The organism is Terriglobia bacterium (assembly GCA_020073205.1).
Lineage (GTDB): Bacteria > Acidobacteriota > Polarisedimenticolia > Polarisedimenticolales > JAIQFR01 > JAIQFR01.
The window spans coordinates 1-26,691 of sequence record JAIQFR010000058.1 but is presented as its reverse complement, the minus strand read 5'-3'; the positions used below and the strand labels follow the sequence as shown (position 1 = coordinate 26,691).

Genomic DNA, 26,691 nt, shown 5'->3' with positions numbered 1-26,691 from the left:
TTGAGTGCGTGTCCGATATGAAGGACACCAGTTACATTGGGCGGGGGGATAACAATGGAATAGGCCTTGCGCTCCGAATCTTCATCGGCCCTGAAATAGCCACGCTCCTCCCAATAACGATACCATTTCTCCTCCACCTGGTGGGGGTCATAAGATTTGTCCAACACCTTTGAGGCCATCGATGCACCCTTTATCCTCCTTAATCCTTTTCTCCCTTCTGAAGCCGTTTGATCTCCTCTTGAATCGCCTTCTCTGCCAAATCCGGAACAATCTCTCTTACCATTTTCTCGATCCGCTCAGCGCTCAGACCCATGATATGTTGGGTCATCTCCGGAAGAATTTTTGTGATGAAGTCTCCGACCATATCTTGAATTCCTTTGGCGATGACCTCTTCCAGATGTTTATCCACTATCCTCGCCAGAGAGGTAACTTCTTCCATCTGTCTCTCTACCTTCCTCACCAAAACCGCCCCCTCCTCCTCCCCGAAAATCCCCGGAGCTTCCACCTCTTCGAGCTTATCCATCCTCATCCCCTCTGTCACCGCCTCCTTGATCTTCATCTCTTCTAGTCTTTTCTCCCTTGGTTCCTCAATGGCACGAATCTCTTCCTCCCCCAATATCTCTTCCAAAAGTTCGTCCGGGAATTCCTCTTCAGGCAGTTCTTTCAATTCTTCCTCCTCCACACATTCCTCTATGAAAATCGCCTCTTCTTTCACCTCTCCCTTGGGTATCTCGAAAGAAAAAGGCTCGATTTCTAACCCCCCGGCTTCAGTTTTGACCACACCCTCAAGGGCTACTTCGAATCCTGAGAGATCTAATGATTTTTCAGCGGGTTCCTCCATCGTAAGAGGTTCTTCTTCTAAGACCCTCTCCTCTTTTCCAGAAGGCCATTCCTTCTCTAACGAGGGCTTGAGCTGTTCCACCTTCTCGAGGATCTCCTCCAATTCGATCTTCTCAAAGAGGTCTTCTTCAGGGGTGGTTTCCTTTTGGGATTTTTCTCTCTCCAACCGGAGATCCATTTCCTCAACGACTTCCCTCTCGGGATGAAGCACAAATTTTTTCTCTTCAGGCTTCTCCTCAAACTCTAATTTCTCCCAGGACTCCAACGGGGTGATTTCACCATAGGGCTCTTTTTCCTTGGTGGTAACGAAATCATTAATGCTCATCCTCGTTTCGGGTTCTTCCACAACATCTACCAATTCGATGATTTCTTCTTCTTCCTCGCCTAATTCACCCAATAAGAACTTCTCCTCCCCCCCCTTTCCTTTTCGGCTCGCCGCGCGACGATCCGGGTCGAAGCCGACTCCGTCGTCGTGGATCACCAGCTGGACGATGGCGTCCCGCCGTCTCAGGCTCGCGGCGACATGGCGTGCGCGTGCGTGCCTCTCCACGTTTCTCAAGGCCTCCTGGAAGATGCGGTAGATCGCCAGCTCGGCGTCGGCGGACAGTCGCGCGGTCAGCTTGCCGCAGTCCAGCTCGAGGGTCACCCTCGTCCGATCCTCGAATTCCGCGCCGGCGGCGCGCAGGACGGCGACCAGTCCCAGCTCGTCCAACACGCCGGGGCGAAGATCACGCGAGATGCGCTCCACCTCTTCGGCGGTCTCGCCGAGCATCTCGCGGAGCTTCGTCGCCTCGCCCTTCGATGACCCGTCGCGCGCCGAGAGCCTGTCCGCCAGCGCCTGGCAGCGAAAGAGGATGGCGCAGAGGCGTTGGGTGATGTGGTCGTGCAATTCGGCGGCCACGCGCCCGCGCTCGGCTTCCTGCACCTGCACCAGGCGATGGGACAACGCCCGCAGCATTTCGGCGTCGCGCCGAGCCTCCGTCATGTCCGTCACCACCATGCCGATCGTCGCGCGTCCCCTACCGCTCCTCGCCAATGGGCGAACGGAGATCTGCGCCGGCATCCGCGAGCCGTCGGCGGCATGGATCATCACCTGGATCTTGGAGCCGGATCCGCCGGTCCGTTTCAGGAGCGGTCGTATGGCGGCCCGGCCCTCGGCGGAGAGAAAGCGGTGAAAGGAGCTCCCCGTCACCTGCTCCAGCGGGCATTTGACCATGCCGGCGAAGCGCCGGTTGGCGTAGAGGATCACCTTGTCGGCCGTCAGCGTCAGTGCCCCCTCGTTCATGGACTCGATCAGCACGCGGTAGGCGTGTTCGGCGCTTTCCAGCGTGAACACCTGGGCGCCCTTGTCGCTCGCGACCACCAATGCATCCACTTCGCCGGTGCGAATCGCACGGAGTGTCTCCTCCGCTTCGGCCAGGCGGGCGCGGAGCTCGGCGACTTCGCCGGACGGCGCCGGGCGTGAGGATTCGTGGCGGCGAGCGCTCTTCATCGCCGGGCCTTGCCCCTAGTGTCCAGTTCCAAACCGACGAACAAGCGGGCGGTGTTCGCCAGATCGCCGATGAATCGGCGCACCGGCCGCGGGAGCTCCTTGACGAGCGTCGGCGTCGCGACGATCTGGCCGTCGCGCGCCAGGATGGGCTGCTGATAGACGTCGATCACCTCCAGCTCCCAGTCGTTCTTCAGCTCGGCCTCGCACAGTTGCCGGACGCGCAGGATGGCTTGGCGCGATCGGTCGCTGGCCCCTGCCACGTAGAGCCGCAGGACGTACTTTTCCTTGCGCCTCAAGGCCAGGGACTTCTCGAGGGCCCGGGTCGCCCGCTGGCTCCTGGTCGTGCTCACGACTCACCCCCGCGACGATCGGCGGGGCGCAGATCCAAACCGACCAGCACGCGATCGGTATCGGACAGGTCGCCGATGATCTTCCGCACGGGCTGCGGCAGCTTGCGCACCAGCGTGGGAAGGGCCAGGATCTGGTCGCCCTTCGAAAGCTGCGGCTGCTCCACCAAATCGATCACCTCGATGCTGTAGCGCCCGTTCAGGTGGCCTTCGCAGATCCTCGTCAGGTTCGAGAACGCCGCCACCGACTTGGGCGTCTGGCCGGCCACGTAAAGGCGCAGTTGCCAGAGCTTGGCGGGCCGGCGACGGGAGCCGGACTCCGTGCGTCTCACGGTTCCGGCCTTCATCGTCGGCCCCTCGATTTGGCCTTGGCCGGAGCGCGGGCCGCCACCTTGATGGCGTCCGAGTGGCGCAAGCGGGCCAATTCGGTCCTCTCGGCGGTCAGCACGCGCGTCCGCGTACCCACCTGCGCGTCCACGCGTCGCAGTTCCCCTTCTTCGGTTTCGTATTCGGAGCGGAGCGCGGCGATCTGGTGTTCGAGCATCGCGCGTTTCCGCTCCAATTCGCGCTTTCGGCGGGCGGCTTCCTGTTGGCCGGCCAGCGCTTCGGCTTTTTCGCGGGCGGCCTGCGCCACGCGGGAGGCGCCGGTCAGGACGCCGCTGGGACCGATGTAGGCGTCCACGAGGTCGATGCCCCGGCTGGAGATCAGGAATTCGCGGACCTGGTTCGAATGCGCCATGCCGCGCGCCTTGAGCACGTAGAGCACGCGATTGCGCTCGCCGTTGCCTTCGAAGTCCTGGAGCAACAGCCACGAGTCCATGAGCGACGACATGGCGATCTCGCTCTGTTGCAGCGCATGGCCGCCGTGCGTCAGGCTGGTGAAGAGCGAGGTGACTTGCCCGCTCTTCAGGAAGTCGATCAGCCGCGTCACCATCCCTTTGGTTTCGTGGTCGGTGCCCGCGGCCAGCAGGCTGGTGATCGGGTCCACGATGACGACGTCGGGTTGAAACGCGGCGATCTCCTTGAACATGGTGGCCAGGTGCATCTCCAGGCCGCAGAGGGTGGGCCGCGCCGCGTGGAACCGCAGGTGGCCGCGCCGGACCAGCGGCTCCAAGCGCAAATTGATGGAGCGCATGTTGCGGATGATCTGGCTGGGCGATTCCTCGAACGAGAAGAAGAGCACGCGATCCCCGCGCCCGGCGGCAGCTTGGGCAAAACAGGCGGCGACGCTGGTCTTGCCGGTGCCGGGCGTGCCCGTCAGCAGAATGCTGCTTCCGCGGAAGAAACCCCGGCCGCCCAGCATCGCATCGAGCCGCGGGATGCCGGTGGAGATCCTACCGCTCGACACCTTGTGGTTCAGCCCCAGCGACGTGATGGGCAATACGCTGATGCCTTCGTCGCCGATGAGGAAGGGGTATTCGTTGGTGCCGTGCAGGGCGCCGCGGTACTTCACCACACGAAGATGCCGCGTGGCGATCTGGTCGTTGATCCGATGATCGAGCAGGATGACGCAGTCGGAGACGTACTCCTCCAGCCCGTGGCGCGTCAGTTGCTGGCGCCCGGCCTCGGCCGTGATGACGGCGGTCACGCTCTTGTCCTTGAGCCAGCGGAAGAGCCGGCGCAGCTCGGCGCGCAGGATGGCCTCGTTGGGCAGTCCGGCGAAGAGCGCTTCGAGGGTGTCCAGCACCACGCGCCTGGCGCCGATGGTATCGATCGCGTGACCCAGCCGAACGAACAGCCCCTCCAGGTCGTACTCGCCGGTCTCCTGGATCTCGCTGCGTTCGATGTAGACGTGGTCGAGCACGATCTTCTTGCGCCGGGCCAGACCCGCCAAGTCGAAACCGAGCGACGCGACGTTGCTCTTCAGCTCCGCGTCCGTCTCCTCGAAGGACATGAAAACGCCCGGCTCGCCGAACTTCACGGCGCCGCGCACGAGGAATTCCGCGGCGAACAGCGTCTTGCCGCAACCCGCGCCGCCGCACACCAGCGTGGGCCGCCCGCGCGGCAATCCACCCCCCGTGATCTCGTCGAGACCCTGGATGCCCGTGGGACACTTGGGCAAACGAGCTGCCGGGGAGGTGGATTTGGGACCGTCGTTCCTCATCGGAGGACACCCCCTTCATTGCCGCAAGCAGTCTAGGACATCCCCTGAAGCGAGCCAACTCCTTCCATCGGCGCGTCGATCTCGAGATTGGATCCGGCCTCCAGTGACGTCCGGAGTCGCTCTCGAACGACCTCACGGTCTTCAGCCAGCGTCGAGGCCGGGGGAATCCCGGTGACCCGGATCGCCGCCGAGGACGATCCGTTCATCGCGAGCCACGCAGATTCCGGGCGATTCCGTTCACCGCCGCACCGGGTGGGCAGGTTCCGCCGATTCGTGCGGCTGCGGGACGGATCCGTTGTAGACGACCTCGCACTTGGCATTCGGCGCGAGCATCCGACGGGCCTTCTGGAAGAGGCCGACGAACGGGCCGGCGAGTCTCTGGAACGAGCTCATCGTGAGCAGCTTGGGGTCCGCGATCGGTCCGGAGAGCCGCTGGCTGAACCGGGAGCAACCCCTGTCGTCGAGCACCGCCACGACGGCATCCAGGTAGGACTCCTGAAGCAGGTCGATGCTTCCGACGAACGCCACGCGATTCCGTTCCGTCGCAAGCGCGCAGTCTCGGGCCTCGGCGACGCCGTTCCCGATCTGCCAGGTCGCCACCAGCCGCTCGAGGGTACCGTGGCCGGTCCCGGCCTGCTGGTAGGCGCGTCCGAAGTCGTAGCCCTTGGTGGCGACGGTGCCGAGAGGGCCGGCGATGAAGAAGGCACCGAGGTCGATGAGGCTGAATCTGCGCGTCTTCTCGACCTTGGCGACCAGCCGATCCACATCCATGGCGTACGCCTCGAGTTTGTTGCCGCGCAGCGAGACCTCGCCGGAGAGGTTCTTCGTGAGCTCTCGGTTCCCCCGGCCGGTCGTCAGCAGGTGCATCGTGAGCGCCCCCTCGCCGCCGAGGAACTTCTTCTCACCCAGTCCTTCGAGAAGACGCTCGACGCGGCATTGCGGGACCTCGAGGGTGATCTCGTAGCGGGGCGCGGGCGGGGGGGTGTGCGCGACGACGACGCCCGTGCCCTTGCCGCCGAAGATATCCATCGTGACGGCATCGAGCGAGAAGCGGCCCTTCTCGGCCGTGATCGGAGATCTCACGTCGGTGATCGTGAGCGTGCCCCGTCGTACCGTTTTGCCAGCGATGCTTCCTGCGAAGGAGAAGTCGCCCAGCGTCTCGGCGCGAGACGGAGAGATGGCGAAGTCGCGGACGTCGGCCTCGATGCCTTCGATGTCCGCTCGCTCGCCGGTCTTCCGTTCCGCGTAGGCATAGCGACCGCCGCGGACGCTCAGACGGGAGGCAACAAAAACGGGGGTGGCCGGGCCAGTCCCGCCGTCAGCGGTAGCCTTCTCGGACGCGCTTTCGAAGTTGAACCGTCCGTCCGCGTACTTGACGACCGTGATGACGGGGCCCACGAGTTCGCACGCGCCCGCGCTCACCTGTTTCCGGAAGAGCGGGACGAGTTTGAGCGACGACAGCTTGACCGCCTCGATGGTGAGGATCGGGTCGCCGCGGATCCGGAACTGAAGGTCATGGAGGACGACGTCCAGGGGCGGCCACCGCGTGACCCCGATCTTGCCCTTGATCGTGACCTCCATATCGGTGGCGTGCGAAACGGTGGCTTCAATGTTCGACTTCCAGGAGTTGATGTCGAACCACGCCGAGAATGCGATGGCCGCGAGCAGGAGGAAGCCCACGAGGCCGCACCCGATGAGAAGGACCTTCCTCATCGTCTTGCGCGGGGCGTCAACATGACCGCGAGCTTTCATGAGAACGTTGTCTCGATCCGGGCGCTGAGCACGACGAGAAGAAGGGCCGCTGCACGGCCAGCTCCACGTATCTCCAACTCCTTCCCGCCTTGCACTGCTGTCGTCCCAAGACGCAATTCCTCTTCTCACTTGGGACGATACGCGGCGAGCCGAGCAAGCGCCATGGGGCAAAACCCTACCCGCGCGCGTCGGCAAATCGGCCGTCGTGCCGAGCTCGGGCCCTGGGGATGGCCGCTGGGATCGCGGTAGCGTCCCGGGGATCTCATGACGCGGGTCCAGGGCGGCGATCGAATTCGGTTGATGGTCGAGGAGGATGCTCAGACCGGAAGATGCCGTACGAGACGGGCCACAGCCGGCGGCTTGTGTTTCGCGGGGGTTGTCGGATTGCCGGCGAAAGGCGAACGCGCGGTTCTGACGACGCTCAACCCCGGCGGCGGAGGTCCGCCGCCAGGGTTGGCCACGTGCCGCGACAATCCCGCAGAGCCTTGCGGCGGGCGATTACGCGGCCTTGATCTCGATCTCCTTGGGTTTCGCGGCCTCGATCTTCGGAACGGTCACCTCGAGGATGCCGTCTTTGGAGGTTGCGGTGACCTTCGAGGCGTCGACCGTGGTGGGAAGGGAGAAGCTCCGCCGGAACGTCCCGTAGACGCTCTCCATCCGGTAGGCGTTCTCCTCCTTGATCTCGGACTCCTGCTTGCGCTCGCCGCAGAGGGTCAGCACGCCGTTCTCGATCCGGACGTCCATGTCTTCCTTCTTGACCCCCGGGATCTCCGCCCGAAACACGAGGTGGTCGCCCCTCTCGAAGACGTCCACGGGCGGTGCCCACGCCTCGACCGAATCCTCGGCGCGCGGGCTGTTGGTATCGTTGAAGATGCGGTTGACCTGGTTGCTCATCGCGATCAGATTCTGGAATGGGTCCCACCGGACGAGTCTCATGACGTTCTTTCTCCTTGGGTCGTGATGCGTTGCTAATCGAAGTCGCTACGGGGGATAAGACTCCCGCTGATCACTGTCAAGCCTGTGTCTCGTGGGAAGAGGGATCCCTTGCCGCGGTATCGTCGTTCCTTGCCTCGAGGGCGACCAGCGGCCGGGCGGCGCATTTCAGAGGATCATTCGTACGCTGCCGAGCCCTCCGAGCCCGATGAGGCCCCGGTCGCCTGCGTCGCGGGGCCCGTTCGTGGCAGAATGCCCCGGTCACCCCAAACCAAGGGAGGTTCGCGTGAGGGGCTTCCGACTTCTGACCTGTCTCCTCGCCGTCGTTCCGTGCTGCCGCCCCGCCCTCGCCGACGAGGGAATGTGGATGCCGCAGCAGATCCCCGAGCTCCGGAAACAGCTGGACGCCATCGGCTTCAAGGGCGACCCGAAAGCATTCGCGGACCTCACGGGGTATCCGATGGGAGCGGTCGTCTCCCTCGGCGGCTGCAGCGCTTCCTTCGTTTCTCCGGACGGGCTCATCGTCACGAACCAGCACTGCGTGACCGGCGCGCTGCAGTACAACGCGACCCCCGCGCGCAACCTGCTGGAGGACGGCTACCTCGCGAAGACGCGGGAGGACGAGCTTTGGGCCGGGCCGGGGAGCCGCGCCTACGTGATGCTCTCGGTGAAGGAGGTCACCGGCGAGATCACCGGGAACATCGACCCGAAGATCGACGACCGCGCCCGCTTCGAGGTCATCGAGCGGCGGACCAAGGAGCGCATTAAGGAGTGCGAGAAGGACGGCCTCCGGTGCCGCGTCGCGAGCTACTTCGAGGGGTACCGCTACTTCGAGATCGCGCAGCTCGAGATCCAGGACGTCCGGCTCGTGTACACGCCCGCCGCCGGGATCGGCTCGTTCGGAGGCGAGATCGACAACTGGCAGTGGCCGCGCCACACGGGCGACTTCGGCTTCTACCGGGCCTACGTCTCCAAGGAGGGGAAGTCCGCGCCGTATTCGAAGGACAACGTGCCCTATCACCCGAAAGTCCGGCTTGAGGTCGATCCCAAGGGGGTCGAGCCGGGCGATCCGGTCTTCGTCGTCGGCTACCCGGGCTCGACCCGCCGGATGGAGACCTACTCGGCGATCCGGCGGATGACCGAGTGGACGCTGCCGCGGCAGATCAAGCGGTCGGAGGACCAGCTGGCGATCCTCGAGGACGTGTCGCGCGACGACCCGGAGATCCGGATCAAGGTCGCCAACCGCGTGCGCGGCCTCAACAACGGCCTCACCAACAACCGCGGAAAGCTGAAGGGCCTCCTCCAGGCCAACCTCCTCGCCGCCAAGGAAGCGCGCGAGAAGGAGCTCACGGCGTGGATCGCCGCCGACCCCGCGCGGGTCAAGGAGTACGGTGACGTCCTTCCGGCCCTCGACGCGCTGACCGCGGAGGAGAACAGGACCCGTGAGCGGGATTCCGCGCTCCGCGCGGTCGTGTCCGGATCCTCGCTCTTCGCGTCCGCCGGGACGATCCACAAGCTCTCGCTGGAGCGGGCGAAGGCGGACCTCGATCGCGACCCGGAGTACCAGGAGCGCAACTGGAAAAGGATCCGCGAGCGCGAGGAGCGGCAGCAGAAGACGCTGGACCTCAAGGTCGACCGCGCGATGTTCCGTTACGGCCTCCTCGAGGCGGCGCGCCTTCCCGCGGCCTCCCGCATCGCGCCGCTGGACGCGGCCGTCGGACTCGCCGCCGGGATGGGCGACGCCGACGCCGGGCGCGCCATCGATGCGTTCCTCGACAAGGTCTACGCCGGAACCCGTCTCTCCGACCTTTCGCTGCGCCTCGGGCTCCTCGAGAAGCCCACCGCCGACGTGCTCGCGACCAAGGACGGCTTCATCGATCTGGCCGCGCTCCTGTACCCGGCGAGAGAGGAGATCGAGGAGCGCGACAAGAAGAACGAGGGGCTGCGCTCGCGGCTCACGCCTCGGTACGTCCGCGCGCTCCTGGAATTTTCGGGTGGCCTCCTCCCGCCCGACGCCAACGGCACGCTTCGGGTGACGTTCGGCAAGGTCGAGGGGGTCGGCGAGCGCGACGGGCTCGTGTACCTGCCGCAGACGACGCTCGCCGGGATTCTGGAGAAGCAAACCGGCACGGCCCCGTTCAACGCGCCCAAGGCCGAGCTGGACGCGATCGCCGCGCTCCGCGCCGGCAAGAAGACGCCTTACGCGACTTCCAGGCTCGCCGACGTGCCGGTGAACTTCCTGGCCACGGTGGACACCACCGGGGGCAACTCGGGATCGCCCGCGCTGAACGCCAAGGGGCAGCTGATCGGGCTGCTGTTCGACGGCACGTTCGACACGGTCGGCTCCGACATCGTATTCGACGCCGTGCGCACGCGCTCGATCCTGGTGGACGTGCGCTACATGCTCTGGGTGATGACCGAGGTGGACGGCGCCACGGACCTGCTGCGCGAGATCGACCCGCGGCTCGGCTCCCACTCCTGAGGCGCGGGCCCGGAGCGGGTCCCGGCGAGGGCAGAGAGATGAGCCACCGTCCACCGCAGAACCGGCGGCTGTCGCGGTTCGGGACGAGCATCTTCTCGGAGATGACGCGGCTCGCCCTCGAGCACGGTGCCGTCAACCTCGGCCAGGGATACCCGGACTTCGACGGGCCCGGCTTCGTGAAGGAGGCCGCGATCGCCGCGATCCGCGCGGGAGAGAACCAGTACTGCCGCTCGTTCGGGGTGCCCGCGCTCAACCGGGCCGTGGCGGCTCACCGCGAGAGATTCTATGGACTCGCCTACGACCCGGACGCCGAGGTCACGATCTTCTCCGGGGCCACCGAGGCGATCTTCGCGACGGTCCAGGCCCTTTGCGAGCCCGGGGACGAGGCGATCGTCTTCGATCCCGCGTACGACTCCTACCGGCCCTCGCTCGCGCTCGCGGGTGCGACCGTACGGACGGTCCCGCTCGCGCCGCCGGACTTCGCGCTCGATCCCGGCGCGCTCGCGCGGGCCGCCGGGGCGCGGGCGCGCCTCCTCTTGCTGAACACCCCGCAGAACCCGTTGGGCAAGGTCTTCTCGCGACAGGAGCTTCAGGCGATCGCCGCGGTCTGCCGCGATCGGGAACTGATCGCCGTCACCGACGAGGTGTACGAGCACCTCGTGTTCGAGGGGGAGCACCTCCCCCTCGCGGCGCTCCCCGGGATGCGGGAGCGGACCGTGATGATCTCGTCGTCCGGGAAGACGTTCAGCCTCACCGGCTGGAAGATCGGCTTCGCGTGCGCGCCTCCCCCGCTCTCCGCGGCGATCCGCGCCGCCCACCAGTTCGTCACGTTCTGCACCTCGACGCCGTTCCAGCACGCGATCGCGGCGGCGCTATTCGCGGATGACGGCTACTTCCGGGACTTCGTGGCCACGTATCGCGGCCGCCGTGACCGACTCTGTGAAGGCCTCGAGGACGCGGGCCTCGCCGTGCACCGTCCGGCGGGAACCTATTTCGTCATCGCCGACATCCGGCCCCTCGGATTCGACGACGCGGACGCTTTCTGCCGCGGCCTTCCCGCGCGCGCCGGCGTGGCCGCGATCCCGGTCACCGCGTTTTGCGAGGACCCGGCCCCCTTCCGGCACCTGGTGCGCTTCGCCTTCTGCAAGCGGGAGGAGACGCTCGCCGAGGGGATTCGCAGGATCCGAGAGCGGCTGGGGAACTGAGCGAGGGCGGAACGCGGCGCCGCGCGTGGACTCGCCCGAACGAATCGTCGTCCCGCGTCCGGGCGTGAGCCTAACCGAAACGGTCCGACCGGGGATCCCAGAACTCCCCCTCGAGGCCGAGGCTCGCGAAGATCCTCCGCATCTCGTCCGGCTGCGGCCGTCGCGAGTCCGCCCTGAGCCGGGTCCTGTACCACGTCGTGGCGAGCGCCCAAAGCTGCGGGATGGCGACGAGGGGACGGACGGGTGCCCCGCGCGCCGCGCACCACTCTCGGACCCTTTCCTCCGACCGGAAGAGGAGCATGTTGCGTCAGGTGAAGACGATGTCGTCCCACCACTTCGACGCCGGGACGAGGCAGTGGAACAGCCAGTCCGAGGCCTCCGGACCCTCGAGGCCCACGTCGAGGCGCAGGGGCTCACCCGATTGTGCGCAACGCGAAAGCACCGTGGCGGGCGCCTCGAGCGCCGACGGCACCCCGAGCGCGTCCCACGCGCAGTTCGCGAAGTACCGGATGCCGCCCGAGTGGACGACGTGCTCGGTGGGCACCCCGGAGAACGGCGGGGCCATCCGGATCGACGTACCGTCGTCCTCGAGGACGAGCACCCGGCTCGATCGAAGTCGCCGGTACGCGTCGATCACGGTCGAGGCGCCGAGCCCCGTTCGCTCCGCGACATCGTGCGGCGAAGGCCTCTGACCGGTCTCGGCGAAATGTCCGTAGACCGCCATCTTCACCTGGACGTCGAGGTCCATTGTCCACCTCCACGAGACTTGCGACCGGCAACGTTCTTACACCTTCCCGGCTTTTTCTGGAAGCGCCCATGACGGTCGCCGAGCCTCTACGGATTCTCGCGCAAGCGTCGGTCGCGATGCTGGAGCACGAGCGGCCATGCCGGCCCGTGGCGGTCTCGCGGAGAGAGAGTAAGCTGAGCGCATCATGCCCAGGGCGGCGCTCGATCTGACCGAGGCGTCGAGGCGGCTTCGCGAGCACTACGGCCCGCCGGCGCCGCCGCCGACTGCCGACCCGTTCGAGCTGATCCTGTTGGAGAACGTCGCGTATCTGGCCCCTCCCCCCCGCCGGCACGAGGCGTTCGAGCACCTCAAGAGGATCGTCGGAACGAGCCCGACCGCTCTACTGTTGGCCGAGCAGCGCGTCCTCGAGGGCGTCACGGCCCGTGGGATCCTCAAGGGCACCTTCGCGGCCAAGCTGCGCGAATGCGCGCGTATCGCCGTCGAGGAGTTCGGAGGCGACCTCGGCGCAGCGATTCGGGGTCCGCTCGACGCGGCGAAGCGGGCGCTGCGGTCTTTCCCAGGCATCGGGGAGCCGGGCGCGGAGAAGATCCTGCTGTTCTCCGGGCGGCACGCGCTTTTGGCGCCGGATTCGAACGGGCTGCGCGTTCTCGTCCGCCTCGGCCTCGTCCAGGAGGCGAAATCCTACGCGAAGACCTATGCCGGAGGCCGCGCGACGGCGAAGGATCTCCCACCCGAGCCGAGCGTGATGCAGGAGGTGCATCTGCTCCTCTCGCAACATGGCCGGACGCTCTGCAAGCGGAATCGTCCTCTCTGTCCCGCGTGTCCGCTGCGCGCCGGATGTGAGCACGCGCGCCGGCGCCCGTGAGTCGGACCCCGTCTCCATCGGATCGCGCCATAGAACCTGGGGGTCAGTTCCTCCACGGGTCCGCCAGCCTCGGGTCTTTCAGGAAGTCCACGTCCGTGAGGCTCTCGAGAAACTCGACGAGCTCGGCCTTCTCCTCTTTCGTGATCGTGAAGCCCTTGACGAGAGCGCTAAGGGTCGGCGACGGCAGGCCGCCCTCGGCGTAGTGGTCGATCACCGCATCGAGGGTCTCGAACCGCCCGTCGTGCATGTAAGGGGCGGTGACCGCGATGTTCCGGAGCGTCGGCACGCGAAAGCGCCCGCCGAGGCCGTTGTCCTCGAGCGCGGGCCGCGTCTCCGGACCTCCGGCCCACCGCACGGGGCCGGAGAACGTGAACCCCGCATGGCACTTCGAGCACGCCAGCCGCTCCGAGAAGAAGAGGGCCATTCCCCGGCGCGCGGCGGGCGAGAGAGCGTCGCGATCGTCCTTCCAGACGAGCCGGTCGTAGGGGGAGTCGCCGGACAGGATCGTTCTTTCGAACGACGCGATCGCCTTTCGGACGTTCACGAGGCTCACCGCGTCTCCTTCCCCCGGGAACGCGGCCGGAAAGAGCCTCGCGTAGAGGGAATCGCGGCGCAGCCGCGCCACGACCTCGTCCTCGTGGCCCGCCATCCCCATCTCGACGGGGTGCTCGCCAAGAAGCGGCACCCGCATCTGCTCCTCGAGGTTCGTCGTGTCCGGGTCCGTCCACGTGAGCGAGGCGCCGTAGGCCGCGTTCGCGAGGCTCATCGCGCCCCGTGGGTGCTCCTCGCCGGTGGACCCGACGGCGTGGGCCCGGCCGTCGGTGAAGGCGCGCTGCTGCTGATGGCAGGAAGCGCAGGACTGCGTGCCGTTCGACGACAGGCGAAGGTCGTAGAAGAGACGGCGCCCCAGCGCGACCTTCTCCTCGGTCATCCGGTTGTCGGCGGGAACGCGCGGCGCGGGAAACCCCTGGGGAAGCCGCCAGGTGAAGCCCGCCGCCGCCAGGACGAGAAGGCCGATGAGACGATGGGGTGGCGTGGCGCTACCAGCGTGGAGAATTCGGGTCTCTGAGCGACGATGTCTGGGACGCGAGCTGCTTCCGCTCCGCGACCCATTTGCCGAATTCCTCGACGGTCGCCGGGGCGACGCCGGCGGGATCGGCTTTCCGCATCTCGACCCATTTCTCCATCGCCGCGACCAGCTCGTCGGCACGGGCGCGATCCGATCCGAACAGCGTCATGTACGCGGACTTCGCTTCGTCGAGCCGGTTGAGGCCGAGGTAGGCCTCGGCGCGGTACTCGATGGCCGGCGTATAGGACTTCTCCAGGGCGAGCGCCTTGTCGTACGCCTCGAGCGCCACGGGGTAGTTGCCGGTCTTCCGGTACGCGTAGCCGAGGCTTCCCCAGGCCTGGAACATCCTCGGGTCGTTCCTGACGGCCTTCAGGAACTTCTTGATGGACGAATCGTGAAGGTCCTTGCTCTTGTCGAGGAGCTTTGCCTTCTTGGCGGCGTCGACCGCGGTGGCCGCCTCCTTCTCGAGCTTGTCGGCCTTCTCGCGGTACGCGACCCCGTCGTTGTAGTACGCGACCGCTTCCTGCTCGGGCGTCGGCGATTGCGTTTCGGAGCCCGACATCGGCATCGGCATCGGCGACGAGCCGGACGCGGCGGCGATGCCGGGGATCGCGAGGGATAGGGCGAAGACGAGTGCGGCTGGGCGACCCATGGGACCTCCTTCGTCCAGAATTATAACGAAGCGCGGCGGGTCCCGCCCGGGCATCAGTCGTCCGCGGTCCGAAGCGTCACGCTCCAGGCGGCGTCCCTGGCGCGCACGGCCACGACCTGCCACGGCCGGCAGCACACCGGGCAGTCCTGCACGAAGGCCTGCCGGCTTCCGCCGCCTTCGTCGATGTCCACCTCGACATCCTCGCCGCAGTAAGGGCAGCTCAGTGGAGGCGGTGTCGTCATCGTACGGTCCGCATCTGCGCCAGCCTCAGTCTGGACATCTTAGCTCGATCTCAAGGTGTCCAAGGGTCCGTTCCCCCGGAGCGGGGTCGCCGGTGGACGTCGTGCCGGCCGCTTCGAGCGGTTGACCCACGTCACCTCGGCGACATCTTCGTGCGACATGACGCTGCGCGAGTCCCCGCGTAGAACTTCGGGCGGTTGAGGAGGAATCCGCCCATGCACAGGTCCATGTCGACGTTCGCTCTTGCTCTCGCTCTCTCGCTCGCGTCCCCCGGAGCTTCACGCGCGGGGGACGCGGCTCCCAACGCTCCGTCGTTCGAGGACCGAGTCGCCGCGACGCGGGCGATCGAGCGCGTGTCCTGGGCTCATCGGGTCTGGCCGGAGCAGAATCCGGGTCCCAAACCGAGCTTCGAGTCCGTCGTGCCGGACGACGCGTCGAGACGCAAGGTCGAAAACGCGCTCAGGATGTCAGCCGCGCTCGACGCGATCTGGCATCGGCCGATCACCCACGGTCAGCTGCAGGCCGAGATGGACCGGATCGGACGCGAGACGAAGGACGGCGCGACGCTCCACGAGATCCTGGACGCCCTCGGCGACGACCCGACCCTCGAGGCCGAGGTGCTCGTGCGGCCGATCCTCGCCGATCGCCTGCTCCGCTCGTGGTACGCGTTCGACCCCCGCTTCCACGCGGAGGTCCGCGCCCAGGCCGAGGCCGCGCTGAGGAAGGTCTCGGGACCGGCGGACCTGCGGGCGGTCGCCGCGCGCTACGCGGAGGTCACCTGGACGACCCGCGCCGACACCCAGCCGCGGCTGCCGGGGCAGCCGGCCCGCGAGACCGTGCACGTGGACGCGGACGAGCTGGCGGAGATCCTCGAGGAGCTCAAGGGGCGCACCGGCACGCCGCTGGAGAGCGAGAGCGCCTTCTACCGGAGCGACGTGATCGAGAGCGCACCCGACACGCTCACGATCGCCACGGGCTCCTGGCCGAAGACGCCTTTCGGCGCCTGGTGGCAGGCGGAGGCGCCGAAGCAGAGTGCGGCCCCTGCGGCCGGCACCTCCGCGTATTCCCCCATCCAGATCGACGCCCTTTCGGCCTACTGCGCGAACGACACCTGGGTCCCCACGTCGCAGGCCGTGCCGTCCCCGCGGGTCAGTCCGGAGACGGTCTGGACCGGATCCGAGATGATCGTGTGGAGCGGCTCGATGCCCACGCCGGACACGACCTCGGGCGCGCGTTACAACCCCGTCACCGACTCGTGGACGCCGATGACGCTGACGGGCGCCCCCCAGCTCCGCTACGGCGTGGACGCGGTGTGGACCGGCACCGAGATGATCGTCTGGGGCGGCGGCGGAACGAATACCAACACCGGCGGCCGGTACGACCCGTCGACGGACACGTGGGTCGCGACCTCCACGATCGGCGCGCCGAGCGCCCGGCAGGGGCCCACCGCCGTGTGGTCGGGCACCGAGATGATCGTGTGGGGAGGGTACGACTCCAGCGTCTTCCCGGCGATCTATCTCAACACCGGCGGCCGGTACAATCCGTCGACGGACACGTGGGTCGCGACGTCCACGATCGGCGCTCCCACGGCCCGCGGCTATCACCGCTCCGTCTGGGTCGGGAGCGCCGGGGTGATGGTCGCCTGGGGCGGCCACGACGCCACCACCTTCTACCAGACGGGGAGCCGGTACAGCCCTTCGACGAACTCGTGGAACGCCATGTCGGTCGTCGGCGCCCCCTCGGCACGCGAGTTCTTCACCGCGGTCTCGACGGGCAGCCGGATGATCGTCTGGGGCGGTGACAACTCGTCCGCGGATCTCAACGACGGCGGCATCTACGATCCCGGATCGGGCGCCTGGTCCGCGACCGCGACCTCCGGCGCGCCGAGCGGGCGGCACGGCCACACCGCGATCTGGACCGGCACCGAGATGATCGTGTGGGGCGGATGGGCGTTCGCCGGCCCGACCCTCTTCGGCTCCGGGGGCCGATACGATCCGAACACGAACCTGTGGATCATCCCGAGCTCGAGCGGCGCGCCGGCCGCGCGCCGGAACCACGTGGCGGTCTGGACGGGGACGGAGATGATCGTGTGGGGCGGAGACGACGGCGCGTTCCACGACAAGAACACGGGCGGGCGGTACAGCCCCGCGAGCGACTCCTGGGTGCCGACGAGCACGGTGGCGACCGCGGGGAGCCCTCCCACCGCGCGATGGGGGTTCAGCACGATCTGGACCGGAACGCAGATGTGGGTCTGGGGCGGGTTCGACGTGTCCGGCGTCGAGCTGAACGGCGGCGCGTTCGATCCCGCGATGGCCAGCTGGGCCAACATCGACAGCGGCCAGTGGGGCGTGTCGTACGCCTATCACTGCGCCGTCTGGACGGGGACCCAGATGCTGGTGTTCGGCGGGTACGACGGGGAGTACTGGAACACGCTCTGGTACTTCGATCCGTCGCTCGGCGGCTGGGACTTCCTCAGCTTCGCCCCGATCGCGGCGCGGGAGAAGGCCACCGCCGTCTGGACCGGCACGGGGATGATCGTGTGGGGGGGAGAGAACGGCGGCACCGCGTTCAACGACGGCGCGATCTACACCCCGTCCGGCGGGACCTGGCAGGTCATCGCAGCGACGACGCTCGCCGGCCGCTACGAGCACACCGCGATCTGGAACGGGGCGTCGATGTGGGTGTGGGGAGGCCACGACCTCGCCTCGAACGTCTACGGGAACGGCGCGATGTACACGCCGGCCTCGAACACCTGGACGGGGATCAGCACGAAGGGAGGCGTGCCCTCCGCGCGCTTCCTGCACTCCGCCGTCTGGACGGGAAGCCAGATGATCGTCTGGGGCGGCACGGACGGCACGAACGAGCTGAGCACCGGCGGCATCGTCCCGAACGAGATTCTCGGCGGCTGGACGGCGATGACGGCGACCGACTCGCCCGTCGCGCGCGCCCAGCACACGGCGGTCTGGGACGGCGGGGAGATGATCGTCTGGGGCGGCGAGAGCGGCGCGGGCTCGAGGGTGTACGGGGACGGGAAGCGCTATACCCCCTCGCCGGTGGGCGGGACGTGGCCCCGCGGCAGCGTCTCGTCGCTCGATGCGCCGACCGCGCGCTACGCGCACAAGGCGGTCTGGACCGGGAACGGCCGGATGATCGTCTGGGGCGGCATCGGGCAGAACACGCAGCTGGGCGGGGTGTACTGCGCATGCCCGTCGAGCCTCCTTGGGGTCGAGGGCGCGTCGGGCCTCTCGTGGGCCGCCGACAAGGCGACGCTCGGCTGGGGGTCCCTGAACGGGTCGGGCCGATTCAACGTCTACCGGGGAACCGTGAACGGCGCGTGGACCTGGGCCCACCCGTGCCTGTCCTCGAACCTCGCGGCGGGCTCGGTCGCCGACTCGCAGGTCCCGTCCGTCGGGCAGTTCTTCCACTACCTGGTCTCGGGACGGAACGACTGCGGCGAGAGCACGCTCGGAACGGACTCCAGCGGGACGCCCCGTCCGAACCCCTCGCCCTGCCCCTGAGGGCCACGGCACCACGGAGCGGGACACGGCCTCCCGCGTTCGGCGCCGACGGGTGCGCCGGAGGGATCTCCGTCGGCCACCGGCGTCATGGTCTTCACGATGCTCGGCGTCCCGCGCCGGCTTCCTTTGACCGCCGCTCTCCTCGTCCTGGCCGCGACGACCGGCCGAACGCGGCGCCCTGTCCCTGAGGATTGGGCGCTCGACTACGCGGGCGAGACGATCCTTCCGGCCCACAGCTCCTCGAGGAACTCTCGGATCGGAAGAAGCCTGACCCGGCCGTGACGGTCGCCGACCTCACGAGGCTGGCGCTCGAGGCACACCACGATTCGCCGCCGCACCCTGCCGTCGTCGCCGAGAGCGGCCAGGGGCTTGAGCGCGGCGTCCGCGACGCGGGCGGACGCCTTGACCTCGATCGCGACCTCCATGTCGTTCAGCACGAAGTCGACCTCTTGCCCGGTGCTCGTGCGCCAGTAGCGAATATCGAGATCCGGGCTTCGATAGGAGCGGAAGGCCTGCAGCTCCATCAGCACGAGGTGCTCGACGCTCTTCCCGAACTCCGGCGTCCCGGGCGCCGGCCGCCGGCGGGCCAGGTGGTTCGCGATCCCGACGTCGAACAGGTAGAACTTCGGCGTCTGGATCATCCGGCGGTTCGGGCTCTTCGTCCAGGGCGCGACTCGGAAGCTCAGCATCGTGTCCTCGAGAAGGTCGAAGTAGCCGCGGACGACCTTGGCGGACACGCCGACCTCGCGCGCCACGTTCGTGTAGTTGAGCAGCTCGCTGCTCGTGATCGCGGCGACGCGCAGGAAATCGGTGAAGGCCGGAAGGCTGACCGCGACGCCCTCCGAGACGATCTCCTCCTTGAGGTAGTCGTTGACGTACGACCGGATGTCGTCCGACGGATCCTCCGAGAGGAAGTGCGGCGGAAGAAGCCCGCTCGAGACGATCCGCTCGAGGTCGAGGCGATCGATCTCCGGGAAGCACAGCGGCCTCATCTCCCGGCGACGGGCGCGACCCCCGAGCAGGTTGGCGTGGCCCCGCCGCAGCTTCCGCGCGCTCGAACCCGTCAGAAGGAACGTGAGCTTCCGGTTCTCGATCAGCCAGTGAACCTCGTCGAGCAGGACGGGGAGCTTTTGAACCTCGTCGATGACGATCGGGCCCCGTCCTTTCGCGGCCCCCGGCGCGGAGAATCGCTCCCGGAGTAGCGCCGGCCGACTGGCGTAGTCGGCGAACACGTCGGTCTCGAGGAGGTCGATCAACGGCGAGCCGGCGAGGTGCTGTCGGATCCAGAACGTCTTCCCCGTCCTGCGCGGTCCCCACAGGAAGACCGAGTGTCGGGTGAGATCGGGGAGCGCGAGCAGTCTCTTGATAATTTGACCCACAAGGGAATAATATCCGGATATTCTGCCCAGTCAAGGCCATTCTGCAGACTCACGCCTTCGACCCCGGCGTGGAGATCCCGCGGCGCCCCCCGTCATCGTATGATGGATGGGCGGCGTCTGGCCCCCGGGCGGGGCCGGACCGGGCGCGGCAGCGGGGGTCACTCTTGAGTCGTGGCGCGGACGCGAGACCTGGGGATACCGGCGCGCCCGGCGGCGCCCCCGGCCTCGAGCTTCGTGCCGGCGTCCAGCGAGAGTACCCGGACGTCTTCACCCCTGACGCGTTGTCGGCTTTCGCCGCTCTGGCGGGATTCGATTCGGATCGCAGAGCGCTTATGGACGCTCGCACCCGGAGGAGAGCGGAGCGGGCGCGAAACAGGGAGAGGATCGGATTCCTCGACCCTGAATCCGCGATTCCGCGAACGCGGATCAGGGTCCGTGACGCCAGGGAGGGGAACTTCTCGGGCGGCGAGATTCCTCCCGATCTGAGGCGTCAGTGGATCCAGGGGACGGGTCCCGCGGCGAAGCCGAACGAGACTCTCGAGAAGAGCATCCGCAACGTCGCCTACGCCCTGCTGTCCGGCGCCGACGGGTGGATGTTCGATGGCGAGGACGCGCTCGGTCAGATCTCGACGATGTCGCTCGACAACCAGCGGAACCTCAAGCTGGCGATCGGATCGAGCCCGCTCTTCCTGCAGGTTGCGGCCGAGGTGGCCGAGGAGATGAACGCCTGGGCGAGGGGCTTCTTCGGGCGTCCGATCATCGAGGACTGGAGGAAGCAGCTCGAGTTCACGACGCGGATCTTTCGGGCCCGGGGGCTCCACCTGGACGACCGTCACGTGCGGTGGAGCGACGGCAGGGGGTTCTCGGCATCGATCGTCGATGCCGTCCTGTACGTCGTGCACAACCAGGGAACCCTTCGCGGCTCCGGCGCCTCCGTGGTCCTGTACCTCCCCAAGATCCAGACGGCCGAGGAAGCCGCGTTGTGGAGCGACATCCTCTCCGCGCTCGAAGCGCACCTCGGCCTGGGCCGAGGCACCGTCAAGGTCTACGTGCTCGTCGAGCAGCTCGAGGCCAGCTTCCAGCTCATGGAGATCCGCGCGGCTCTCGGCCCGCACTTCGTCGGCTTCAATACCGGCCGCTGGGACTACATCAACAGCGTTTCCGATGCGATGGCGTGGGACCCCGATTTCCAGAACCCCAACATCGACGCCGTCACGATGACCTACGGGTACATGAGGAATTACGAGGACCGCGTCCGCCGCGCCGTGAACACGCCCGACCGGGAGGAGAGGTTCGCGCTGTGGCAGGGGGGGATGGAGCCCAACATCCCCGTCGGCTCGGGTGCCGGTGTGGACAGCGGGATGCGGAAGGCCGTCGCGGGCGCCGCGCGGGAACAGCGCGAGGGCGCGAGCGGGAAATGGGTCGCGCACTGGAAGATGGTGCACATCGTGCGCCCCGTTTGGGAGAGCATCGGAGAGGACAACCAGCTCGGCCGTCCGTTCCCCCGCCTCACCTACACCGGGGCCGATGCGGCCGGCCTGACGTCGCTCGAGCCCGCGCCCCGAACCGTCCGAGGGGCGCGCGACCTGCTGAACGTCGCGCTGCAGTACGGCAACGCGTTCGGACAGGGGTTTCAAGCGGCCGCGCTCAAGCCCGCCGACTTCTTCGGGAACGACGACGTCCTCTACCTGATGGAGGACATGGCGACGGGCGAGATCCGCCTGAGCATCCTCTGGGAGTGGCTGCACAAGCGCGCCCGCATGACCGAGGCCGATTCCGAGACCGGGACGACGGCCGGCGATCCGTTCACCGCGGAGCTCTTCCTCAAGCTGCTCGTCTCCGAGTACGCGAAGCTCCGCGTCGCGGGCAACCGGGACGTTCACGACAACTCCAAGAGCACCACGCTGCCGATCGCACGCGAGATCGTCGAAAGGTACGTGCGGAGCGACGTCAAGGCACCGTGGTACATCGACCTCCTCAACATCAACCTGAACAACCACGATCTCGACGAGGCGAAACGACGGATCACCCTGTACATGGACGCGTACTCCGGGAACGGCACGCGGATCACGGAGAACCTGGACTTCGTCGCAACGCGGGACGGGGAGAGAGGCGGGCATTCCGGATGAACTCGTTCGAGCAGCAGGTCGCGGAGGTCCGAGCGTGGTTCGACAGCCCGCGATTCGAGGGGATCGTGAGGCTTTATTCCCCTCGCGAGGTCGCCGAGCAGCGCGGGACCATCCGGACCGATTACATCGTCGCCCGGGCCGCTGCCGAGGCGTTCTACCTGCGCCTCCGAGAGCTCTTCGCGCGGCGGTCCCAGATCACCACGTTCGGTCCCTACTCGCCGGGCCAGGCCGTGACCATGAAACGGCTCGGCATCGAGGCGATCTACCTCGGAGGCTGGGCGACCTCCGCCAAGGGATCGCGCGCGGAGGATCCCGGAGCCGACCTGGCGAGCTATCCCCTGAGCCAGGTGCCGGACGAGGGCGCTCCCATCGTGCGGATGCTGCTGGCCGCGGACAAGAACCAGCATTTCGCCCGTGCGCGCATGACCGCGGAGCAGCTCGACACCGTCCCTGCCGTCGATTATCGGCCGTTCATCATCGCGGACGCCGACACCGGCCACGGTGGCGACGCCCACGTCCGGAACCTCATCCGCCGCTTCGTCGAGGTGGGCATTCCCGGCTTTCACATCGAGGACCAGAAGCCGGGCGCCAAGAAGTGTGGCCACCAGGGGGGCAAGGTCCTGGTGCCCCAGGACGAGCAGATCAAGCGCCTGAACGCCGCCCGCTTCCAGCTCGACATCATGGGGGTGCCGGGGATCGTCGTGGCCCGCACCGACGCGGAGTCCGCGACCTTCCTCGATGGGCGCGGCGACGAGCGCGACCAGGCCTTCATCCTCGGCGCGACGAACGTCGACCTGCCGAGCTACAAGGTGTGCAACATCGCCATTCTGAAGATGCTCCACGATCTGGGAGTCGAAGAGGCCCGCGGGCATCTCCTCTACGCGATCTCCGAGGTCGAGTACGACGCCGCGTTCGAGTGGCTCGAGCGGACCGGCGTGACGCCGCTCGTCAAGGACGCGGCCGGCGCGCTGAAGAGCTCGAGGTCGCCCGTCCTCGAGCAGGCTCTCGACGCGATCCTGACTCGCTGCGTGGATGCCTGGCAGGCGGAAGCGGGGCTGAAGACGTACGGCCAAGCCGTGGCGGAGGCGATGGCCCTCAGGGTGGCCGAGGGGGAGCGATTCGAAATGAGCGTCGAGGAATGGGCGGCCTTCGCGAAGACGGCGTCCCTCTACGCCGCTCGCGAGAAGGCCCGGGCGCTCGCCGTCCACGTCAACTGGGACTCTGAGCCGACGAAGACGCCCGAGGGCTACTACCAGGTCGAGGGCGGGATCGAGTACGCGGCCTCGAAGTCGCTCGCGGTCGCCCCGTTCGCCGACCTGCTCTGGATGGAGACCAAGACGGCCGATCTCGAGGACGCCAAGGAGTTCGCGCGGGCGATCCACGCGGTGTACCCCGACAAGATGCTCGCGTACAACCTCTCGCCGTCCTTCAACTGGGACACCACCGGGATGAGCGACGAGGAGATGAGGCGTTTCCCGGAGGAGCTCGGGAAGCTCGGCTACGTCTTCAACTTCATCACTTACGGAGGCCACCAGATCGACGGCCTCGCCGGGGAGGAGTTCGCCGCGGCCCTGAAGCAGGACGGCATGCTGGCCCTGGCGCGCCTTCAGAGGAAGTTCCGGCTGCTCGAATCGCCCTACCGGATGCCGCAGACCCTCGTCGGCGGCCCGCGGCTCGACGGCGCGTTGATGGCCTCCACCGGCCACACCGCGGCAACCAAGGCGATGGGAAAGGGCTCGACCCAGGCCCAGCATCTGGTCCAGACCGAGGTGCCGCCCAAGCTACTCGCGGAGTGGCTGGGCTTGTGGGCGAAGCACTACCACGTCCCGCTGGAGCTGCGGGTGCACCTGCGGCCGCACACCCCCGGCTCGGAGGTCCTGGAACTGGGCCTCTTCGGCCAGACCGGCGAGGAGGAGGCGAACGTCATCTTCGCCAACATCCACGACCGGCGGGACCGCAGCATCCTCTCGGTTCGCGATCAGAACACCTTCGACGAGGCTTTGCGGAAGAAGAGGCTGATGACCCTGGTGACCCTCTTCCTGATTCACCGGTACAAGGCATCCCTGGTGCACTACGTCGATCCGACCGAGGACAACGAGTACCAGGCCAGGAAGATGATGAGCCACGGGATCTTCAGCGACGTCCGCAACGAGGTCGGGCACATCATCGTCGCCGAAGTCCACAAGGACCGGATCGCCGAGCTGCTCGAACCCGACCGCCTGGCGCTGATGCGGCTCATCGACAAGACGGGGCCGCCGCCCACGTAGGCGTCGGGCCGTCCCGCCGGGCCAGCCGTCCCCCCGGCAGGACACCGGCGGGGTCGAGTGCCCACATCGTGGGACCCGTCTACTCCCTCGTCCCACTGGAATCCTCCATCGCTTGGGCCCTTCTTGCGGTGGCATTTCCTTTGCTGTACTCCCGCGCCGGAAGGAGAACTCCCATGTCGATCAATCGGGTGTTCAATACCGGACGGGGCCTGCGCGTGGCCGTTGTTCTCGGCGCCCTTGCGATCGCGCTGGTGGTCAGCCCCGCGGCAATGGCGAGGGTGCACGTTGGCTTCACGGTGAACATCGCGCTTCCCCCGGGCGTCCACGTGAGCGTCGGCAACTACGAGCCGTACTACCTCGGCCGCGTGTTCTACCAACCGCTCGACGTGTGGCGACCCGTTTACTCGTTCCCGGTCGAGACGCCCTACGGGGTGGTCTACGAGCCGTACGTCTACGACAACGGCCGGGTGATTTGCAGCGATTACATCCCGGGACCTGAGTCCGGCTACGGTGAGTTCATCATCGAGGGTCGAGGCCACTACGACCCGCAGTGGTATCGCGGGCGATCCTTCTTCGGCTACGACGGCCACGATCGTTGGCGCGGTCGCGCGTCCCACGCCCCCTATCGTGGATGGAACCAGCGCCAGGCTTACCGGGGAAACGGCGATTGGCAGCGAGACCGGAGTTGGAATCGCAGCGGCCACCATGGAAGCGGCAACTCGGACCGCGGGCGAAACGGCCACGCGCGTGGCGGCCCGGGCGGTCATCACGGGAAGTCGCGCAGGCACGAATAGCCGGCAATTCGCAGTGGGTGGGGCGGCCACGATCGTGCGTGGCCGCCCGCGAGCACCGGACTATCGGTTCAATCGTCCAACCTCGTCATCCGGATCCCGCGCCACGGCCGCCGCGTCTCACGGCATCGGCTTCAAGGTCGCCGGGTCGCGGAGCGGCACGTTTCTCAGCGGCAGCGGCGCCACGTCCTTCAGGGCGCCCGGGTGGTCCGCGTCGCCGGGGTCCGTCTCCGATTCCTTGCCCACGACGAGGATCACCATCCGGTCGGTGTCGAAGAGCTTCCTGGCCATCCGCTGCACGTCGGCGGCGGTGACGGCCTGGATCTTCTCCCGATAGCTCGCCCACCAATCCTCGGGCCAGCCCTCGCGGGCCTCGTCCGCGAAGCGGTTCGCGACGGCCTGCTTCGAGCCCCACTGGCTGGGGAAGGACTCGATGATCGCCTCCCTGTTCACGCGCAGCTCGTCGTCCGAAACCGCCTGCTCCTTCAGCTTGCGGATCTCCTCGAGGGCCAGCCGGAGCGCGTAGGCGGCGGAGCGGTTCTTCGTCTGGAGGCTCCCCATGACGTCGCCGCGCCAGTACGTGCCCGGCTCGAGGTTCGAATACACGCCGTACGTGAGCCCCTCGTCGGAGCGGATCCGCTTCATGAGCCGGCTCGTGAACCCGCGGCCTCCCAGGATCTGGTTCGTCACGTACGCCGCGTGCCAGTCGGGGTCCGTGCGGCGGATCCCGGGGAAAGCCCAGCGGATCATGGCCTGCGGAGCGTCCTTGTCCGTGACGTACAGGCCGGGGGTGCGCCGGAAGTCGGGAGCGGGGACGGCGGGGCTGACGCGAGCCTTAGGGCCGGCCTTGAGCGTCCCCACGGTGCGGTCGAGGGCATCGACCATCGCCTTGCGGTCGAACTGGCCCGCGGCGGCCACGAACAGGTTGGCCGGATGCAGCAGACGCGCGTGGAAGGCCACGAGGTCGTCGCGGGTGATCGCCTCCAGGCTGGCGACGGTGTCGTTGGCGCTCGCGAAGTGCCCCTCGCCGAAGAGCAGGTAGCTCATCTGGTAGCCGGCGATCGACGTCACGTCGTCGTTGCGCCGGCTGACCCGCTGGCGGGCCTGCCGCTTCGCGAGGTCCAGGCGCTCCTGGGCGAAGGCGGGCTCCATGAGCGCCTGCATCAGCAGGTCGAGCCCCTCCGCCAGGTCCTTGTCCAGCACCTGGAGGGAGACGCCGCAGCTCGTGTCCGTGCAGGAGCTCGTGAGCGTGGCCGCCATGGCCTCCAGCCGGTCCTCGAGCTTGGCCGCCTCGAGCTTCGCCGTCCCGCCCTGGGTGAGCTGGGAGCCGAACAGCGCGGCGAGGCCCTCCTTGCCCTTCGGGTCGAGGTAGGACCCGCCCCGCCAGGAGACGGTGACGCGCACGAGGGGCGTGCCCTCCTTGCCGCTCTGTGCAATGAACGCCGGGATGCCGTTGCGCAGCTTGGCCTTGTAGTCCCGCGCGCGCGGCGTCTCGAATTTGATGGGGGCGAACTGGAGCTTCTCCGGCCGGTCGGGGATCTCCTGGGCGAAGGCGGTCGCGGCCCCGAGGAGGATCGTCAACGTCGCTCCGCGGATCATCACTGGCCCTCCTTCTCGGGCGCGGCGGCAGGGCGCGGCCTCCGCATGCCCTCGGGCGGCTTCCCGCCTTCCTTCCGGCTGGTGAGCAGCACGTTGCGGCCTTCCTTGACCAGGTACTGCCGCGCGACCCGCTGCACGTCCTCGGGGGTCACGGCCTGGATGCGCGCGAGGGAGTCCTTGAAGTCCTGCACCGTGCCGACCGCGAGGTACTGCGTCAGCGTCTCGCGGATGCCGGTGTTCGTCTCGAGCCGGCCATAGAGACCCACGAGGGTCGCTTGC

General features: G+C 67.4%; 22 protein-coding genes. 7 read left to right on the top strand and 15 right to left on the bottom strand.

What is annotated here, in order from left to right:
* The 7 genes from LAO51_12820 to LAO51_12790 all read right to left on the bottom strand — a co-directional run.
* The coding region (locus LAO51_12820; GenBank protein MBZ5639621.1) for a class I tRNA ligase family protein at positions 1 to 179 on the bottom strand (179 nt) is incomplete at its 3' end.
* Between the two features lie 20 nt (positions 180 to 199).
* Positions 200 to 2,332 carry a PAS domain-containing protein gene (locus LAO51_12815; GenBank protein ID MBZ5639620.1) on the bottom strand — a complete coding sequence of 711 codons (2,133 nt, stop codon included), beginning with the start codon at positions 2,330 to 2,332 and terminating at the stop codon, positions 200 to 202.
* Positions 2,329 to 2,682 carry a circadian clock KaiB family protein gene (locus tag LAO51_12810; GenBank protein MBZ5639619.1) on the bottom strand — a complete coding sequence of 118 codons (354 nt, stop codon included), beginning with the start codon at positions 2,680 to 2,682 and terminating at the stop codon, positions 2,329 to 2,331. Before LAO51_12810 ends, LAO51_12815 begins: the two co-directional genes overlap by 4 nt.
* Complete coding sequence (locus tag LAO51_12805; GenBank protein MBZ5639618.1) at positions 2,679 to 3,026, bottom strand: circadian clock protein KaiB; 348 nt, start codon at positions 3,024 to 3,026, stop codon at positions 2,679 to 2,681. Before LAO51_12805 ends, LAO51_12810 begins: the two co-directional genes overlap by 4 nt.
* Entirely contained in the window at positions 3,023 to 4,783 is a 1,761-nt protein-coding gene (gene kaiC, locus LAO51_12800) for a circadian clock protein KaiC (GenBank protein ID MBZ5639617.1), read from the bottom strand. The genes LAO51_12805 and kaiC overlap by 4 nt, the downstream gene beginning before the upstream one ends.
* Positions 4,784 to 5,020: 237 nt before the next feature.
* Positions 5,021 to 6,496, bottom strand: coding sequence for an AsmA family protein (locus tag LAO51_12795; GenBank protein MBZ5639616.1), 1,476 nt, complete (start codon positions 6,494 to 6,496; stop codon positions 5,021 to 5,023).
* A 537-nt stretch (positions 6,497 to 7,033) separates the two neighbouring features.
* The gene (locus LAO51_12790; protein ID MBZ5639615.1) at positions 7,034 to 7,471 is read right to left on the bottom strand and encodes an Hsp20/alpha crystallin family protein; all 438 of its coding nucleotides are present in this window, start codon (positions 7,469 to 7,471) and stop codon (positions 7,034 to 7,036) included.
* A 205-nt stretch (positions 7,472 to 7,676) separates the two neighbouring features.
* Between LAO51_12790 and LAO51_12785 the strand changes: the two genes are divergently transcribed.
* Entirely contained in the window at positions 7,677 to 9,950 is a 2,274-nt protein-coding gene (locus tag LAO51_12785) for a S46 family peptidase (GenBank protein ID MBZ5639614.1), read from the top strand.
* A gap of 38 nt (positions 9,951 to 9,988) precedes the next feature.
* Positions 9,989 to 11,155, top strand: a complete 1,167-nt coding sequence (locus LAO51_12780; protein MBZ5639613.1) for an aminotransferase class I/II-fold pyridoxal phosphate-dependent enzyme — start codon at positions 9,989 to 9,991, stop codon at positions 11,153 to 11,155.
* 70 nt (positions 11,156 to 11,225) lie between these two features.
* Here the strand turns inward: LAO51_12780 and LAO51_12775 are convergent, their stop codons facing one another.
* Positions 11,226 to 11,456: an alkylmercury lyase family protein gene (locus LAO51_12775; GenBank protein MBZ5639612.1), complete on the bottom strand. Its 231-nt coding sequence runs from the start codon at positions 11,454 to 11,456 to the stop codon at positions 11,226 to 11,228.
* A 6-nt stretch (positions 11,457 to 11,462) separates the two neighbouring features.
* Entirely contained in the window at positions 11,463 to 11,903 is a 441-nt protein-coding gene (locus tag LAO51_12770; GenBank protein ID MBZ5639611.1) for an alkylmercury lyase family protein, read from the bottom strand.
* 184 nt (positions 11,904 to 12,087) lie between these two features.
* Here LAO51_12770 and LAO51_12765 point away from each other — a divergent pair, with 184 nt between their 5' ends.
* Positions 12,088 to 12,768: a hypothetical protein gene (locus LAO51_12765; protein MBZ5639610.1), complete on the top strand. Its 681-nt coding sequence runs from the start codon at positions 12,088 to 12,090 to the stop codon at positions 12,766 to 12,768.
* 43 nt (positions 12,769 to 12,811) lie between these two features.
* Here the strand turns inward: LAO51_12765 and LAO51_12760 are convergent, their stop codons facing one another.
* The 3 genes from LAO51_12760 to LAO51_12750 all read right to left on the bottom strand — a co-directional run bounded on the left by LAO51_12760 (position 12,812) and on the right by LAO51_12750 (position 14,731).
* Positions 12,812 to 13,699, bottom strand: a complete 888-nt coding sequence (locus LAO51_12760; GenBank protein ID MBZ5639609.1) for a di-heme enzyme — start codon at positions 13,697 to 13,699, stop codon at positions 12,812 to 12,814.
* Between the two features lie 109 nt (positions 13,700 to 13,808).
* Positions 13,809 to 14,489, bottom strand: a complete 681-nt coding sequence (locus LAO51_12755; protein MBZ5639608.1) for a tetratricopeptide repeat protein — start codon at positions 14,487 to 14,489, stop codon at positions 13,809 to 13,811.
* Between the two features lie 53 nt (positions 14,490 to 14,542).
* Positions 14,543 to 14,731, bottom strand: coding sequence for a CPXCG motif-containing cysteine-rich protein (locus LAO51_12750; GenBank protein MBZ5639607.1), 189 nt, complete (start codon positions 14,729 to 14,731; stop codon positions 14,543 to 14,545).
* A 213-nt stretch (positions 14,732 to 14,944) separates the two neighbouring features.
* Here LAO51_12750 and LAO51_12745 point away from each other — a divergent pair, with 213 nt between their 5' ends.
* Entirely contained in the window at positions 14,945 to 18,247 is a 3,303-nt protein-coding gene (locus LAO51_12745; GenBank protein MBZ5639606.1) for a hypothetical protein, read from the top strand.
* A gap of 203 nt (positions 18,248 to 18,450) precedes the next feature.
* Here the strand turns inward: LAO51_12745 and LAO51_12740 are convergent, their stop codons facing one another.
* Positions 18,451 to 19,626: an ATP-binding protein gene (locus LAO51_12740; protein MBZ5639605.1), complete on the bottom strand. Its 1,176-nt coding sequence runs from the start codon at positions 19,624 to 19,626 to the stop codon at positions 18,451 to 18,453.
* A 164-nt stretch (positions 19,627 to 19,790) separates the two neighbouring features.
* On the opposite strand from LAO51_12740, the gene LAO51_12735 reads away from it, so the two are divergent.
* The 3 genes from LAO51_12735 to LAO51_12725 all read left to right on the top strand — a co-directional run bounded on the left by LAO51_12735 (position 19,791) and on the right by LAO51_12725 (position 24,816).
* Positions 19,791 to 21,755, top strand: coding sequence for a malate synthase (locus LAO51_12735; protein MBZ5639604.1), 1,965 nt, complete (start codon positions 19,791 to 19,793; stop codon positions 21,753 to 21,755).
* Entirely contained in the window at positions 21,752 to 24,022 is a 2,271-nt protein-coding gene (aceA, locus tag LAO51_12730; protein MBZ5639603.1) for an isocitrate lyase ICL2, read from the top strand. The genes LAO51_12735 and aceA overlap by 4 nt, the downstream gene beginning before the upstream one ends.
* 173 nt (positions 24,023 to 24,195) lie before the next feature.
* Positions 24,196 to 24,816, top strand: coding sequence for a hypothetical protein (locus tag LAO51_12725; protein MBZ5639602.1), 621 nt, complete (start codon positions 24,196 to 24,198; stop codon positions 24,814 to 24,816).
* A gap of 117 nt (positions 24,817 to 24,933) precedes the next feature.
* On the opposite strand, the gene LAO51_12720 is transcribed toward LAO51_12725, so the two are convergent.
* Together LAO51_12720 and LAO51_12715 are read right to left on the bottom strand one after the other, a co-directional pair.
* Positions 24,934 to 26,412, bottom strand: a complete 1,479-nt coding sequence (locus tag LAO51_12720) for an insulinase family protein (protein ID MBZ5639601.1) — start codon at positions 26,410 to 26,412, stop codon at positions 24,934 to 24,936.
* A partial coding sequence (locus LAO51_12715; protein ID MBZ5639600.1) for a hypothetical protein occupies positions 26,412 to 26,691 on the bottom strand: 280 nt, incomplete at its 5' end. The genes LAO51_12720 and LAO51_12715, both read right to left, overlap by 1 nt.

Coding starts and splice junctions, on each gene's coding strand:
- LAO51_12805 (MBZ5639618.1), bottom strand. CDS start 3,026: ATGAAGGCCGGAACCGTGAGACGCACGGAGTCCGGCTCCCGTCGCCGG.
- LAO51_12750 (MBZ5639607.1), bottom strand. CDS start 14,731: ATGACGACACCGCCTCCACTGAGCTGCCCTTACTGCGGCGAGGATGTC.
- LAO51_12760 (MBZ5639609.1), bottom strand. CDS start 13,699: ATGACCGAGGAGAAGGTCGCGCTGGGGCGCCGTCTCTTCTACGACCTT.
- LAO51_12745 (MBZ5639606.1), top strand. CDS start 14,945: ATGCACAGGTCCATGTCGACGTTCGCTCTTGCTCTCGCTCTCTCGCTC.
- LAO51_12780 (MBZ5639613.1), top strand. CDS start 9,989: ATGAGCCACCGTCCACCGCAGAACCGGCGGCTGTCGCGGTTCGGGACG.
- aceA (MBZ5639603.1), top strand. CDS start 21,752: ATGAACTCGTTCGAGCAGCAGGTCGCGGAGGTCCGAGCGTGGTTCGAC.
- LAO51_12770 (MBZ5639611.1), bottom strand. CDS start 11,903: ATGGACCTCGACGTCCAGGTGAAGATGGCGGTCTACGGACATTTCGCC.
- LAO51_12765 (MBZ5639610.1), top strand. CDS start 12,088: ATGCCCAGGGCGGCGCTCGATCTGACCGAGGCGTCGAGGCGGCTTCGC.
- LAO51_12775 (MBZ5639612.1), bottom strand. CDS start 11,456: ATGCTCCTCTTCCGGTCGGAGGAAAGGGTCCGAGAGTGGTGCGCGGCG.
- LAO51_12790 (MBZ5639615.1), bottom strand. CDS start 7,471: ATGAGACTCGTCCGGTGGGACCCATTCCAGAATCTGATCGCGATGAGC.
- LAO51_12785 (MBZ5639614.1), top strand. CDS start 7,677: ATGAGGCCCCGGTCGCCTGCGTCGCGGGGCCCGTTCGTGGCAGAATGC.
- kaiC (MBZ5639617.1), bottom strand. CDS start 4,783: ATGAGGAACGACGGTCCCAAATCCACCTCCCCGGCAGCTCGTTTGCCC.
- LAO51_12795 (MBZ5639616.1), bottom strand. CDS start 6,496: ATGAGGAAGGTCCTTCTCATCGGGTGCGGCCTCGTGGGCTTCCTCCTG.
- LAO51_12815 (MBZ5639620.1), bottom strand. CDS start 2,332: ATGAAGAGCGCTCGCCGCCACGAATCCTCACGCCCGGCGCCGTCCGGC.
- LAO51_12755 (MBZ5639608.1), bottom strand. CDS start 14,489: ATGGGTCGCCCAGCCGCACTCGTCTTCGCCCTATCCCTCGCGATCCCC.
- LAO51_12725 (MBZ5639602.1), top strand. CDS start 24,196: ATGTCGATCAATCGGGTGTTCAATACCGGACGGGGCCTGCGCGTGGCC.
- LAO51_12720 (MBZ5639601.1), bottom strand. CDS start 26,412: ATGATCCGCGGAGCGACGTTGACGATCCTCCTCGGGGCCGCGACCGCC.